The following is a 13,037-nucleotide window of genomic DNA, read 5'->3' on the forward strand; positions in this document are numbered from 1 at the left end:
GCTACTCCCGGTCGTCCGCGGCTTTGCCGCGCCGGCCGATCATGATCCCGCCGCCGACGAGGACGACGACCACGACGACACCGAGCACGATCCACAGCACGGTGTTCGAGCCGCCGGCGTCGGCGGCCGCGGTCTGCGTGCCCGCGGGGACGGCGCCGTAGACGCCCCAGTAGCCGGTCTGCTCCAGGATCGAACCCTGGGGCTGCGGCTGGGTCTGGAAGCCGGAGAACTTGTCGGATCGGTAGGCCTCGAGCGAGTTGTCGTAGTCGAGGACCACGTTCACGGCCTGGCTGTAGAGGCGGGCCTGGGCCTGCTTGACGTAGCCGGCGCGGGTGACGGGGTCGGTGTCGGTGAGCTGCTGCTTGTAGAACCCGTCGTAGGCCGGGTCGCAGAAGAACGTGTCGGTGGTGGCGCCCTTGCCCTCGGTGTTGGGCCGCGCGGCGCAGGTGTGCAGCGCGAGCGCGTAGTCCGGGTCGGGGTTGGTGGCGTAGCCGGAGATCGCGAGGTCGTAGTTGCCGGCGGTGGTGCGGTCGTTGAGCTCCTCGTCGGAGACGAGTTCCTGCTTGACCGAGATGCCGATCTGCTGCAGCCAGCCGGCGACGTACTGCGCGGTGCGCTGGTCGAACGCGCGGTTGGCGTGGCCGGTCAGGCGCAGCTCGAGGCGCGCGCCACCGGGGGCGACGCGGATGCCGTCGTTGCCCTTGAGGTAGCCGGCGTCGTCGAGGGTCTTGTTGGCGGCGGCGAGGTCGAACTTGCGGGCCTCGGCCGGTGCGGGATCCCAGTGGTAGGCGGAGTAGATCGGCGGGATGACACCGCCGCCGAGCTGGCCGTAGCCGCCCATGACTTTGTCCACGATGGTCTTGGTGTCGATGCTCTGCGCGATGGCCTGGCGCAGAGCGAGGTCCTTCAGCACGGGGTTACCGTTGCCGATGGGCTTGTTGTTCACGTCTTCGACGCCGAAGTTGATGTTGATCTCGTTGTAGCGGCGCCCGGGTGCCTGGTTGGTGGCGATGTTCGGCTGGCCCTTGAGGGCGTCGAACTGGGTCGGGGTGAGCCGGTTGATCACGTCGACCTCGCCCTGTTTGAGGGCGTTGACGGCGGCTTCGACGTCCTTGAACACGAGCAGCTGCAGTTCGTCGACCTTGGGCGCGCCGCGCCAGTAGGCGGTGTTGGCCGTGAACTTCACGTACTCGTTCTGCTTGTACTCGGTGAGCTGGTACGGCCCGTCACTGACGCCGACCACAGACAGGTCGTCGGTCTTCGGGTCGTTGAGGTCCTTGATCTGCGCCCAGATGTGCTCGGGCACGATCGGCACGTCGAGCAGGTCCATGGTGGCCTGCACGGCCTTGGTCTTGATGACGAGTGTCGTGTCGTCCGGCGCGGCGACGCTCTGGAAGTTGGTGACGTAGTTGCCGTTCGCGGTGCGCGCGGTCTCGTCGGTGAGCATGCGGTTGAACGTGTACGCCGCGTCCTTGGCGGTGACGGGCTGCCCGTCGGACCACTTCACGCCCTGGCGGATCTTGAACGTCCAGGTGAGCTTGTCGGGCGAGGTCGTCCACGACTCCGCGAGCGCGGGCGAGGCTTCGGCCTTGTCCGCGCTCGGGATGGTGAGGAACTCGTAGATGAATCGGCCGACCTGCGTCGACGCCGCGAGCGACGCCGTGAACGGGTTCAGGTGGTCGATCCCGGTCGTGAGCGCCACCCGCAGCACCTTCGGCTGCGCCGGCTGCTGCGCCGCGGCGGTGCCCGCCAGCGGCAGAATCGCCATGGTTCCCGCGGCCAGAACCGCGATGGCGCGGTTCACCCCGCGCCGAACGTGCTTGATCCGCACTTGAAGACCACCCCATCGTCTAGCCCCAGAGCCGAAAAGTAACCACATACCGAGGGAAGGGCGCAATATGTTCCGACAACTGTGCGTGTCCGATCGTTATGTGCGGGGTGTCGTCACCGTGCGTGACCTCGGGTGTTCCGCCGCGGGCCGGACGTAGGATGACTAGAGTGCCCGCATGCGGATCATGGTCTCGGCGGACATGGAGGGCGCCACGGGCGTCACGTGGACCGACGACGTCGTGCCCGGCACCGAGCCCTGGCAGCGGTTCCGGCGGTTGTTCACCGGCGACGTCAACGCGGTGCTGGCGGGGTTGTTCGAGGCCGGCGCGTCCGACGTCCTGGTGAACGAGGCGCATTCGTCGCAGCGGAACCTGTTGCTGGAGGAGCTCGATCCGCGGGCGCGGATGCTCACGGGCCGCCACAAGCCGTTGTCGATGATGCAGGGCATCGATTCCGGTGTGGACGGTGTGGTGTTCCTCGGTTACCACGCGGGCGCCGGGTTCGACGGGGTGCTGTCGCACACGTACCTGGAGAACCAGATCACCGGGGTGTGGCTGGACGACGTGCCCGCGAGCGAGGGCCGGCTCAACGCGGCGCTGGCCGCGGAGTACGGCGTGCCGGTGCTGCTGGTCAGCGGTGACGACCAGGCGTGCGAAGACGCCCGTGACTACGCTCCGGAGGCGGAGCTGGTGCCGGTGAAGGAATGTGTGAGCCGGTACGCGGCGATCTGCCTGCCGCCGGCGCGCACGGCGGAGCTGCTGACCGCGGCGGCGCTGGACTCGTGCGTGCGGGCCGGGCAGGTGGAGCGGCTGCCGGGGCGGCACCGGATCGAGGTGGAGTTCGACGCGAGCCACCTGGCGCAGGCGACGGCGGTGATCCCGACGGTGGAGCAGATCGGCACGCGCCGCGTGGGGTTCGACGCGCCGAGCATGACCGAGGCGATGAAGGCGTTCAAGGTGGTCACGGCCATCGCGGCGGGGGCGGTGCAGGGTATTTATGGCTGACCTGGCTGATCCCGTCGGGCTGTGTGCCGACTTGATCCGGTTCGACACGACCAACCGCGGTGGCGGGGACTCCGAGGGCGAGCGGGAGGCGGCGGAGTACGTCGCGGAATTCCTGGGGCGGCACGGGGTTCCGGCGAAGATCGTGGAGTCGGCGCCGCGGCGGGCGAACGTGATCGCGCGGATCCCGGGTGCCGATCCGGCGTTGCCGGCGCTGCTGGTGCAGGGGCACCTGGACGTGGTGCCGGCGGACGCGGCGGACTGGTCGGTGCCGCCGTTTTCCGGTGAGGTGCGCGACGGGTTCCTGTGGGGCCGGGGCGCGGTGGACATGAAGGACTTCTGCGCGATGGTGCTGTCCGCCGTCGCGTCGGGGCTGCGGCCGCGCCGGGATCTGGTGCTGGCGTTCGTGGCGGACGAGGAGGACAAGGGCGACTTCGGGGCGCATTGGCTCGTCGAGCGGCACCCGGAGCTGTTCGAGGGTTGCGTCGCGGCGATCAGCGAGTCGGGTGGCTACAGCTACCACGTGCCGGCGGCCGACGGGCGGACCGTGCGGCTGTACCCGGTCGGGACAGCCGAGCGCGGCACCGCGCACCTGAAGCTCACGGCGCGCGGCCGGGCGGGGCACGGTTCGCGGCCCAACGACGAGAACGCCGTGACCATGCTCGCCGACGCGTTGCACCGGATCGCCGGGCACCGCTGGCCGGTGCGGCTGACCCCGACCGTGCGGGCGTTCCTGGACCGCACGGGTGCGGCGTTGGGCGTGCCGGTCGACCTTTCTTCGGGTGCCGCGGTGGACGCGACGGTGACGCGGCTGGGTCCGGCGGGTTCGCTGGTCGTGCCGACCGTCCGCAACAGCACCACGCCGACGATGCTGTCCGCCGGCTACAAGGTGAACGTCATCCCGTCGACCGCGACGGCCCAGGTCGACGTGCGGGTGCTGCCGGACGCGGAGGACGAGCTGTTCGAGGTCTTCGACTCGCTGCTGGGTCCCGGGGTGACGCGGGAGTTCGTGGCGCACCAGCCGCCCGTGCAGGCGCCGGTGGACTCGCCGTGGTTCGACGCCATGGCCGCCGCGCTGCGTGGTGAGGATCCCGACGCCGTGGTGGTGCCGTACTGCCTGGGTGGCGGCACGGACGCGAAGGCGTTTTCCAAGCTGGGCATGGCGTGTTACGGCTTCGCTCCCCTGTCGCTGCCCGAAGGTTTCCCGTACCGCGCGATGGCGCACGGCGTCGACGAGCGGGTGCCGGTGGAAGGGCTGCGGTTCGGGACGCGGGTGCTGAAGCGGTTCCTGGAGTCCTGTTAGCCGCGCCCTACCTCCGAGCGGTGCCGGTGACCGGCAGTCGCACCGGGCCGTAGACGATCGCGCGGTCGCGGAAAGCGATCCGGTCCATCGGCACGGTGGTGCGCAGGTCGGGGAACCGGCGGAAGAGCTCGGGCAGGGCCACGCGCAGCTCAGCGCGGGCCAGCGGCTGGCCGACGCACTGGTGGATCCCGAACCCGAACGCGACGTGCTTGCGGGCGTCGCGGGTCCGGTCGAGCACGTCGGGGTCGGGGAAGGCCGTCTCGTCGCGGTTGGCGGACTGCAGCGGGCAGATCACGCCTTCGCCGGCGCGGATGACGGTGCCGGCGATGTCCAGGTCCTCGGTGGCGACGCGCCGCATCCCGAAGTGGATCACGGCGGTGTAGCGCAGCAGCTCCTCGACCGCGCGCGGCACCGCCTCCGGTTCGGTCGCGAGCTTGCGGGCCTGCTCCGGGTCCCGCATCAGGGCCAGGACGCTCATCGTGAGGGTGTTGACCGTCGTGATTCCCAGCCACACCTGCGGGACGCTGGTGCCGCGCTTGACATACGGGCAGACGACGAAAAGCGGGAAGCTGGCCAGCGCGGCGGGCCACCCGGTGGGGATGAGCAGTGCCGGCGTGATGACCAGCTGGACGGCGGCGAACACGAGCGCCGCGGCGACGCTGACCTCACCCGAGGGCAGCGGGCGGGATTTGGTGCGCTCGACCTGGGCGTCGATGTCGCGGTCGACGAGGTCGTTGACCGTGCAGATCGACGCGCGCATCGCGATCGCGGAGAGGCCGAAGAGCACGAGGTCCCCGACCAGTGCCCAGCCCTCGAGTGGCGAGAGCGCCAGCGTCCACCTGCCGGGCAGCAGCCAGAGCCAGGTTCCGATCGGGGCCTGGACGCGCATGAGCCGCAGGTAGGGCCGGATCGGGTCCGGGGCCGCCGCGACGAAGGGTGCCGCGAACCGGCTGTGGAGGAGCCGACGCTCGGGCCGGGTGAGGACGTGGGACACGGGTGCCGCGCACCTTTCGCCCGAGCCCGGGGGCTCAGGTGGGTTGATCGAGGGGTCTCGCTCGATCATGCGTCACGGATGGCCGCGGAATTCACTGTCAGTGCGTAAGAAGACTCGATTGTGGCGGCTTGATGTACGGAGAGTCACAAAACGAGAGCACAGACGGACCGTAACGCTAGGCGCGCCAGGCACCAGGCAGGTTCTGCGGGTGTGTGCGGTCGAGCTCCCCTTCGAGCACGGCTTGGCGGTGTTCGGCGGCTTCGGCGCTGGGCAGGCCGAGGCGTTCGGCGATGCGTTCCCAGGACCAGCCGTGCCGGCGGGCCTGGTTGATGAACTCGGGTTCGGACTGGTCGATGACACGGCGGCTGGTCACGACCTCGCGGCCCCACGCGTCCAGCACGTCTTCCGGCACTTCGTGGCCGAGCTGGGTCGCCATGAGCAGCGCGGTCAGCACGTCGGCCGGACGCACGCCCGGAACGTGCTCGGTGAACCAGCGTTCGAGGGTCGGGTTCATCTCACGCCTGCCTGGTGAAGGTGGCCCACCAGCGGTTGCCGTCGCGGACGCGGTCGACGGAGACCGGTTTGACGCCGTCGCGGGCGAAGGAGTCGAGTTCGGCGCGGTTGAGCGGCCAGGGCGGGCCGGCCCAGATCGCGAGGTCGATGCTCTCCTCGGCGAACGCGCCGACCACGAGCGTGCCGCCGGGGGCGAGGAAACCGGCCACGGACTCGATCGCCGCGTCGCGCACGGACTTCGGCATGGACTGCACAGTGAGGATCTCGACGACGACGTCGAAGGCGTGGTGCCATTCGGCGGGCGGGTCGAGCAGGTCGGCGGTGCGGTAGGAGACGCGCGTGTCGGGGAAGCGGTTGAGCACGGCCTTGATCGCGCTGGGTGAGACGTCGAAGGCCGAGGTCCGGTAGCCGGAGTCGGCGAGCAGTTCCGCGTCGTCGCCCAAGCCGCAGCCGACGACCAGCGCGCTGCGTCCCTCGCCGGGGTTCGCCGCCGTCCAGGCCGCGAGCTCGGGACCCGGTTCGCCCCGGTACCACGGCACGACGGCCTGCCCCGCTTCGGCCGCGGCGTAGAGGGGTTCGAACCACCCCGTCGGGTCGCCTTCGGCCAGCGCGGCCTCGGCACGGCGACGCGCGGCGTCGTCGGCCGCCGCCTGGTCCATCGCTTCAGGGGGCATGCTCCCCTTATACCGGCGGCGGGCATCCGGCGTGCGGGATTTCCGGATGCGCCACCCGGCCGCGCACCCTGGTGTGAGTCCGGGTGGCGCATCCGGCCCGACCACGGTGCCGGCTCGGCTGCGCGGCTGCGGTTCACTGATCACCATGGACCGACTGCCCGACCTCCAGACCAGCCTGCTGATCCGCACGGACTTCGCCGACCCGGCGGGGTGGGACGCGGTCCGCACCGCCGTGACGACCCCGACCGAAGAGGATTTCCTGCCGAATCTGCACGTGGTCGACGACCCGGCGTACCGCGACGCGACCGCGGACCAGCTGGTCGCGCTGGCGCCGGAGTGGGCGCTGCTAATCCTGGCGGACCGCACGGCGCTCGCGTCGGCGGAGCTGCCGTTGCTGGTGGTGCGGGTGAGCCCGCACGAGAACGGGCGGCTGCGGGTGATCGCGGAGCGCCTGTGGTCGATCGAGAACAACATCTCGCTGGCCAACATGGACTGGGAGGAGTTCACGTCGTCGGCGGACGAAGACGGGGTGCTCCGCGGGTTCTGACGCGCCGGCGGCCGGAGCGCCACCCGGCCGCGCACCGCTCCCCGGCGGCGCCGCAAGGCCGGATGCGCCAGCGGCTACGTCCGGCCTTGTCCGTTTCCGGCCAGGTTTGCCCGCCGGATCTTGACATCGATGTCACACACGGGTTTCCCTTCCGTAGCGCCGCCGCCGGGAGGGTTCCCGCGCGGGCGCGCGCCCGACCCGCCCCGACAAGCTGGGAGCAACGATGCCCCGAAGCGCCAGACCCGTCCGCGCCGCGCTGGTCGCGGTCGTGGCGGCGGCCGGATTGGTCGCCGTGCCGGCGACCTCGACCGCCGAGGCGGACGCCCCTCCGCCGGATTTCTCGTCCTCGTTCGAGCCGTCCGATCCGCAGCCGACGTGGCAGGACACCGTTGACACCGATGCCGCGGGGCAGCCGCGGACCTCGGGGGTCAACGGCGCGAACGGGGCCACGATCCCGGGTGACATCCGGGGCAAGGTGACCGAGGCGAGCGCGAGCAGCGAGAACACCGACGGTGGTGAGGTCTCGGCAAACCTGGCCGACGGCGCGACGGACACGAAGTGGCTTTCGTGGGAGCCCACGGCGTGGGCGCAGCTGACGTTGTCGGAGCCGGTGGCGATCACGCACTACGCGCTCACCTCGGCCAACGACTTCCCCGGCCGTGATCCGCAGGACTGGACGCTGCAGGGGTCGAACGACGCGCAGCAGTGGACGGACCTGGACAAGCAGTCGGGCCAGTCGTTCGACGCGCGGTTCCAGGAACACCAGTACAAGCTGGCGGCGCCGAGCGCGGCGTACCGCTACTACCGCCTCGACGTGACCCGCAACCACGGTGACGACATCCTGCAGATGTCGGAGCTGCTGCTGGCCAACGACGACGCCCCGCCGCCGCCGTTGCCGAACATGCGCAGCTTCGTCGACTCCGGGCCCACCAGCGGCTACACGAACAAGAACCGCGTGGGCTTCACGGGCAAGAAGGCGTTCCGCTACGCCGGCACGCAGACCGCGGCCGGGCACGGGTACTCCTACAACAAGGTGTTCGGCGTGAACCTGCCGGTGGTCCCGACCACCGAGCTGTCCTACAAGGTGCAGCCGCAGCTCACGGGCAACGACCTGAAGTACCCGAGCACGAACGTCGCGATCGACCTGGCGTTCACCGACGGCACGTATCTGTCGGGGCTGGGGGCGACGGACCAGTACGGGTTCCCGCTCACGCCGCAGGGCCAGGGTGCGAGCAAGATCCTCTACGCGAACCAGTGGAACCTGGTGCGTTCGGCGGTCGGGACGGTCGCGGCGGGCAAGACGATCGACCGGATCCTCGTGGGCTACGACAACCCGAACGGGCCGGGCGCGTTCCAGGGCTGGCTCGACGACGTGAAGATCTCGGCGACCCCGACGCAGCCGGTGAGCCAGCGGCCGAGCGACAACGTGCTGACCACGCGCGGCACGATGGCCAACGGCACGTTCTCGCGGGGCAACAACTTCCCGGCCACGGCGGTGCCGCACGGGTTCAACTTCTGGACACCGGTCACGGACGCGGGTTCGGACAGCTGGCTGTACAACTACTCGACGCAGAACAACGCGGACAACCGGCCGCAGCTGCAGGCGTTCTCGGCGAGCCACGAGCCGAGCCCGTGGATGGGTGACCGGCAGAGTTTCCAGGTGATGCCGTCGGCGGCGGCCGGGGTGCCGGACGCGAACCGCGACGCGCGGGCGCTGGCGTTCTCCCACGACAACGAGGTCGCGCGGGCGCACTACTACGGCGTGACGTTCGACAACGGGATCAAGGCGGAGATCGCGCCGACCGACCACGCAGCGGTCATGCGGTTCTCCTTCCCGGGCAACGACTCGAGCCTGATCTTCGACAACGTCAACAACTCCGGCGGGCTCACGCTCGACCCGGCCGCGGGCACGCTGACCGGGTACTCGGACGCGAAGAGCGGGCTGTCGGCGGGTGCGGGGCGGATGTTCGTCTACGCGAGCTTCGACAAGCCGGTGAGCGCCGGGGCGAAGCTGACCGGCCAGGGCCGCGACAACGTCACGGGCTACCTGCGGTTCGCCGCGGGCGCGGACAAGACGGTGACGATGCGGATCGCGACGTCGCTGATCAGCGTGGAGCAGGCGAAGAAGAACCTCGAGCAGGAGATCGCGCCGACGGCCACGTTCGACTCCGTGCGGGACGCGGCGCAGCAGGCGTGGGACAAGCAGCTGCGGGTGATCGAGGTGCAGGGCGCGTCGAAGGACCAGCTGGAGACGCTGTACTCGAACCTCTACCGGCTGTTCCTCTACCCGAACGAGGCGTTCGAGAACACCGGGACGCCGCAGGCCCCGGCCTACAAGTACGCCAGCCCGGTGGCCGCCAAGGCGGGCGCGGACACCGCGACGCAGACCGGGTCGAAGATCGTCGACGGCCAGATCTACGTCAACAACGGGTTCTGGGACACCTACCGCACCACGTGGCCGGCGTATTCGCTGCTCACGCCCGACATGGCCGGGAAGATGGTCGACGGGTTCGTGCAGCAGTACCGCGACTCGGGCTGGATCGCGCGCTGGTCCTCCCCCGGTTACGCGGACCTGATGACGGGCACGAGCTCCGACGTCGCGTTCGCCGACGCCTACCTCAAGGGCGTGACGAACTTCGACGTGAAGTCGGCCTACGACGCGGCGCTGAAGAACGCCACGGTGACGCCGCCGAACTCGGCGGTGGGCCGCAAGGGACTCGACCAGTCGATCTTCCTCGGCTACACGCCCAACACCGCCAGCGAGGGCTTCTCGTGGGCGATCGAGGGCTACGTGAACGACTTCGGCATCGCGAACCTGTCGAAGAAGCTCTACGACGAAGCGCCGGCGAGCGACCCGCGCAAGGCGGAGTACCTGGAGAACTACCAGTACTTCACCAGCCGCGCGCAGCAGTACGTGAACCTGTTCGACCCGAGCCTCGGGTTCTTCCAGGGCAAGGACGCGAACGGCAAGTTCACCAAGACCGCGGCGCAGTACGACCCGCGCGCGTGGGGCGGCGACTACACGGAGACCGACGGCTGGGGCATGGCGTTCACCGTGCCGCAGGACGGCCAGGGCCTGGCGAACCTCTACGGCGGGAAGGACAAGCTGGCGCAGAAGCTCGACGCGTTCTTCGCCGACCAGGAGACCGCGACGATGACCGGGTCCTACGGCACGGTGATCCACGAGATGCGCGAGGCGCGGGACGTGCGGATGGGCCAGTACGGGGGCTCGAACCAGCCGTCGCACCACCTGCTCTACATGTACGACTACGCGGGTCAGCCGTCGAAGACGCAGGCCAAGGTGCGTGAGGCGCTCTCGCGGCTGTACTCGGGCAGCGAGCTGGGCCAGGGTTACGCGGGCGACGAGGACAACGGCGAGATGTCCGCGTGGTACGTGTTCGGCGCGCTGGGTTTCTACCCGTTGCAGATGGGCAGCCCGGACTACGCGATCGGGTCACCGCTGTTCACCAAGGCGACGCTGCACCTGCCGGGTGGTGACGTGGTGATCAACGCGCCGAAGAACTCGGCGAAGAACGTCTACGTGCAGGGCCTGAAGATCAACGGCAAGGCCTGGACGTCGACGTCGCTGCCGCAGGACGTGCTCTCCCACGGGGCGACGCTCGACTTCGACATGGGCCCGAACCCCTCGGCCTGGGGCTCGGGTGCGAACGACGCGCCGAAGTCGATCACCACGGGCGACGCGGTGCCGACGCCGCTGCACGACGAGACCGGCGCCGGCAAGGGCACGCTGTCCACTTCGCACGGTTCGAGCGCGGCGGCGCTGATCGACAACTCCTCGCGCACCGAGGCGAAGGTGACCGGCGCGGTGACGTATCAGCTGAACTCGACGGACGAGGCGGTCACGCACTACACGCTGACCTCGCCGAAGGGCGCGGGTGACCCGAAGAGCTGGCAGCTCGAGGGTTCCTACGACGGGAAGACGTGGGCGGTCGCCGACCAGCAGACCGGTCAGACGTTCCCGTGGCGGCAGCAGACGCGGGCGTTCGCGGTGGCCAATCCGGCGCACTACGCCTACTACCGGCTCACGGTGACCGACAGCACCGGTGGTCCGGCGTCGCTGGCGGAGTTCGAGCTGCTGGGCCGGCCGGACGCGTCGTGCACGAAGACGTTGACGGGCGCGCAGAAGGGGCCGCTGACGGTGTCGAGCGGCACGGTGTGCCTCGACGGCGCCACGGTGTCGGGTCCGGTGACCGTGTCCTCCGGCGCGTCGCTGGTGGTGCGGGGCGGGTCGATCTCGGGTCCGCTCGCGGCGACGGGTGCGGGCCAGGTCGTGCTGAACCGCACGAAGGTGTCGGGCCCGGTGGCGATCACCGGCACGACCGGGTCCGTCTCGGTCGAGCTGACCGACATCGGCGGCCCGGCGACCTTCACGGGCAACCACGGGCCGGTGCTGACCAGCAGCACCGTGGGCGGGCCGCTGGCCTGCACGGGCAACACGCCCGCCCCGACCGACCACGACCTCGCCAACACCGTCCGCGGCCCGGCCGCCGGGCAGTGCGCGAAGCTGTAGTCCGGTTCCGGTGCCGGTGTGGCCCCGCAGGGTTTCCTGCGGGGCCACACCCTTACCCGGGTCCGGTCAGCGAGCTCGCCGGTGGGTGATCATGCCGTCGTGCCCGGGCGGCCGCCCTGCTTCGGTGCCCGGAAGCCGCCGATCCTCGCTTCGAGCAGTTCGGCCAGCCGCAGCGGGGTGCGGTCCTCGAACATCGGGCCGATGAGCTGCACCCCCACCGGCAGGCCCTCCGGAGACGGGCCCGTGGGGATGGCCGTGGCGGGCAGGCCGGGCATGGTGGCCAGGCCGGCCCAGACGAGCTGGTCGAGGTACGGGTACCGGACGCCGTCGATGTCGATCCGGCGTTCCAGCAGATCGGGGTTGTGGTCGTGCGGGAACGCGGGAGTCGGCGTGATCGGGCACACCACGGCGTCGAACTCGGCGAAGAACTGCCGCCAGTGATGGCGGTGGAGTTCGCGCCGGTTGTCCGCCTCGAGCCACTCGCGGTGGGTCGAGGTCAGACCGCGGAGCCGCGCCGCGTCGAGGCTCTGTTCTTCACGACGCCGCGTTGCGAGCCGCTGCTCGTACGCCTCGTCCGAAAGCCCGGCCACGGAGCTCGAAACCAGCAGTTGTGTGTAGATCATCGCGGCTTCGGTCAGATCAGGCAGCAGGCGGCTGTGCCGTTCGACGCGGGCGCCGCCGTCGACGAACGCGTCGGTCACCCGGTTCAGGCCCGCCCGCACCGCGGACCCGGTCGGGATGAGCGGATGCTCGTCGAGGACCAGGACGCGGAAGTCGCCGAGCCGCTCGTGGCGGGCGGGCGGCAGCGTCAAGGTGTGCGCCATACCGAACGTCAGCGGATCGGGTCCGGCCATGACGTCGAGCAGGAGCGCCAGGTCGCGGGCGGTGCGCGCCATCGGTCCGACGACGGCGAGGTCGAGGTCGACGGGCAGGGCCGGCGCGGACGGCGCGACCATGCCGCGGCCGGCCGCCAGTCCGAGAGTCGGCTTGTGTGCGTAGACGCCGCAGAAGTGCGCGGGGGTGCGCAGGGAACCGGCGATGTCGGAGCCGATGGACAGTGCGCCGAATCCGGCTGCCAGTGCCGCCGCCGATCCGCCGGAGGAACCACCCGGCGTGCGATCGTGAGCCCACGGGTTGTTGGTGGTGCCGTGGATTTCGTTGAAGGTTTGCACGTCCCGCAGCCCCAGCGGCACATTGGTCTTTCCGAGCACCACCGCACCGGCGGCCCTGAGCCGCGACACCTGTACCGCGTCCTCGGCCGGCACATGGTCCCGGTGTTGTGGCAGGCCCCAGGTCGTGGGCAGCCCGGCGATGTCGTAGGACTCTTTGACCGTGACCGGAATTCCGAGCAGGGGCCGGTCCTCGCCGCGGGCCAGTGCCTGGTCGGCGCGGTGCGCGGCGACCCGCGCCCGGTCGAAGTCCGGTACGCAGATCGCGTTGAGTACCGGGTCGTCCCGTTCGATCCGGGAGATCGCCTCGTCGGTCAGTTCCACCGAGGTGACCTCGCCGGCCCGCAAGGCCGCCGCGAGCTCTTCGGCCGAGTGAAAAATCCATTCCATGAAATCCGACCATAGCCGCGCGAAAAGTCCACGAACGGGAAATAGCCCGATGAGCATTGAGACATCCATCCCGTTGCCGGAAAAG

9 protein-coding genes are annotated in these 13,037 nt (G+C 70.2%); 4 read left to right on the forward strand and 5 right to left on the reverse strand.

Features of this window, described 5'->3' with window-relative positions; all coding sequences use genetic code 11:
* Position 1 precedes the first annotated feature (1 nt).
* Positions 2 to 1,768 carry an ABC transporter substrate-binding protein gene (locus QRX50_RS33045; protein ID WP_285974634.1) on the reverse strand — a complete coding sequence of 589 codons (1,767 nt, stop codon included), beginning with the start codon at positions 1,766 to 1,768 and terminating at the stop codon, positions 2 to 4.
* Positions 1,769 to 2,006: 238 nt separating this feature from the next.
* Between QRX50_RS33045 and QRX50_RS33050 the strand changes: the two genes are divergently transcribed.
* Together QRX50_RS33050 and QRX50_RS33055 are read left to right on the forward strand one after the other, a co-directional pair.
* On the forward strand, positions 2,007 to 2,834 hold the full coding sequence (locus QRX50_RS33050; RefSeq protein ID WP_285967025.1) for a M55 family metallopeptidase: 828 nt from the start codon (positions 2,007 to 2,009) through the stop codon (positions 2,832 to 2,834).
* On the forward strand, positions 2,827 to 4,134 hold the full coding sequence (locus QRX50_RS33055; protein WP_285967026.1) for a M20/M25/M40 family metallo-hydrolase: 1,308 nt from the start codon (positions 2,827 to 2,829) through the stop codon (positions 4,132 to 4,134). The genes QRX50_RS33050 and QRX50_RS33055 overlap by 8 nt, the downstream gene beginning before the upstream one ends.
* Before the next feature lie 7 nt (positions 4,135 to 4,141).
* Here QRX50_RS33055 and QRX50_RS33060 read toward each other — a convergent pair whose 3' ends face one another.
* The 3 genes from QRX50_RS33060 to QRX50_RS33070 form a co-directional block, all read right to left on the reverse strand.
* Entirely contained in the window at positions 4,142 to 5,128 is a 987-nt protein-coding gene (locus QRX50_RS33060; RefSeq protein WP_285967027.1) for a cytochrome P450, read from the reverse strand.
* 175 nt (positions 5,129 to 5,303) lie between these two features.
* Positions 5,304 to 5,642 (reverse strand): hypothetical protein, encoded by a 339-nt coding sequence (locus QRX50_RS33065; RefSeq protein ID WP_285967028.1) that lies wholly within the window; start codon positions 5,640 to 5,642, stop codon positions 5,304 to 5,306.
* A 1-nt stretch (position 5,643) separates the two neighbouring features.
* Positions 5,644 to 6,315, reverse strand: a complete 672-nt coding sequence (locus QRX50_RS33070; protein WP_285967029.1) for a class I SAM-dependent methyltransferase — start codon at positions 6,313 to 6,315, stop codon at positions 5,644 to 5,646.
* Between the two features lie 145 nt (positions 6,316 to 6,460).
* Between QRX50_RS33070 and QRX50_RS33075 the strand changes: the two genes are divergently transcribed.
* Both QRX50_RS33075 and QRX50_RS33080 read left to right on the forward strand, forming a co-directional pair.
* Positions 6,461 to 6,862, forward strand: coding sequence for a DUF6924 domain-containing protein (locus tag QRX50_RS33075; protein WP_285967030.1), 402 nt, complete (start codon positions 6,461 to 6,463; stop codon positions 6,860 to 6,862).
* A 223-nt stretch (positions 6,863 to 7,085) separates the two neighbouring features.
* Entirely contained in the window at positions 7,086 to 11,393 is a 4,308-nt protein-coding gene (locus tag QRX50_RS33080) for a GH92 family glycosyl hydrolase (RefSeq protein ID WP_285967031.1), read from the forward strand.
* An 89-nt stretch (positions 11,394 to 11,482) separates the two neighbouring features.
* Here the strand turns inward: QRX50_RS33080 and QRX50_RS33085 are convergent, their stop codons facing one another.
* Positions 11,483 to 12,952 carry an amidase gene (locus QRX50_RS33085; RefSeq protein ID WP_285967032.1) on the reverse strand — a complete coding sequence of 490 codons (1,470 nt, stop codon included), beginning with the start codon at positions 12,950 to 12,952 and terminating at the stop codon, positions 11,483 to 11,485.
* Positions 12,953 to 13,037: the final 85 nt, after the last annotated feature.

Source organism: Amycolatopsis sp. 2-15 (assembly GCF_030285625.1).
GTDB lineage: Bacteria > Actinomycetota > Actinomycetes > Mycobacteriales > Pseudonocardiaceae > Amycolatopsis > Amycolatopsis carbonis.

Excerpts from the sequence above, each read along its gene's own strand:
- QRX50_RS33050 (WP_285967025.1), top strand. The coding sequence starts at position 2,007 with ATGCGGATCATGGTCTCGGCGGACATGGAGGGCGCCACGGGCGTCACG.
- QRX50_RS33065 (WP_285967028.1), bottom strand. The coding sequence starts at position 5,642 with ATGAACCCGACCCTCGAACGCTGGTTCACCGAGCACGTTCCGGGCGTG.
- QRX50_RS33075 (WP_285967030.1), top strand. The coding sequence starts at position 6,461 with ATGGACCGACTGCCCGACCTCCAGACCAGCCTGCTGATCCGCACGGAC.
- QRX50_RS33070 (WP_285967029.1), bottom strand. The coding sequence starts at position 6,315 with ATGCCCCCTGAAGCGATGGACCAGGCGGCGGCCGACGACGCCGCGCGT.
- QRX50_RS33080 (WP_285967031.1), top strand. The coding sequence starts at position 7,086 with ATGCCCCGAAGCGCCAGACCCGTCCGCGCCGCGCTGGTCGCGGTCGTG.
- QRX50_RS33085 (WP_285967032.1), bottom strand. The coding sequence starts at position 12,952 with ATGGAATGGATTTTTCACTCGGCCGAAGAGCTCGCGGCGGCCTTGCGG.
- QRX50_RS33045 (WP_285974634.1), bottom strand. The coding sequence starts at position 1,768 with ATGGCGATTCTGCCGCTGGCGGGCACCGCCGCGGCGCAGCAGCCGGCG.
- QRX50_RS33055 (WP_285967026.1), top strand. The coding sequence starts at position 2,827 with ATGGCTGACCTGGCTGATCCCGTCGGGCTGTGTGCCGACTTGATCCGG.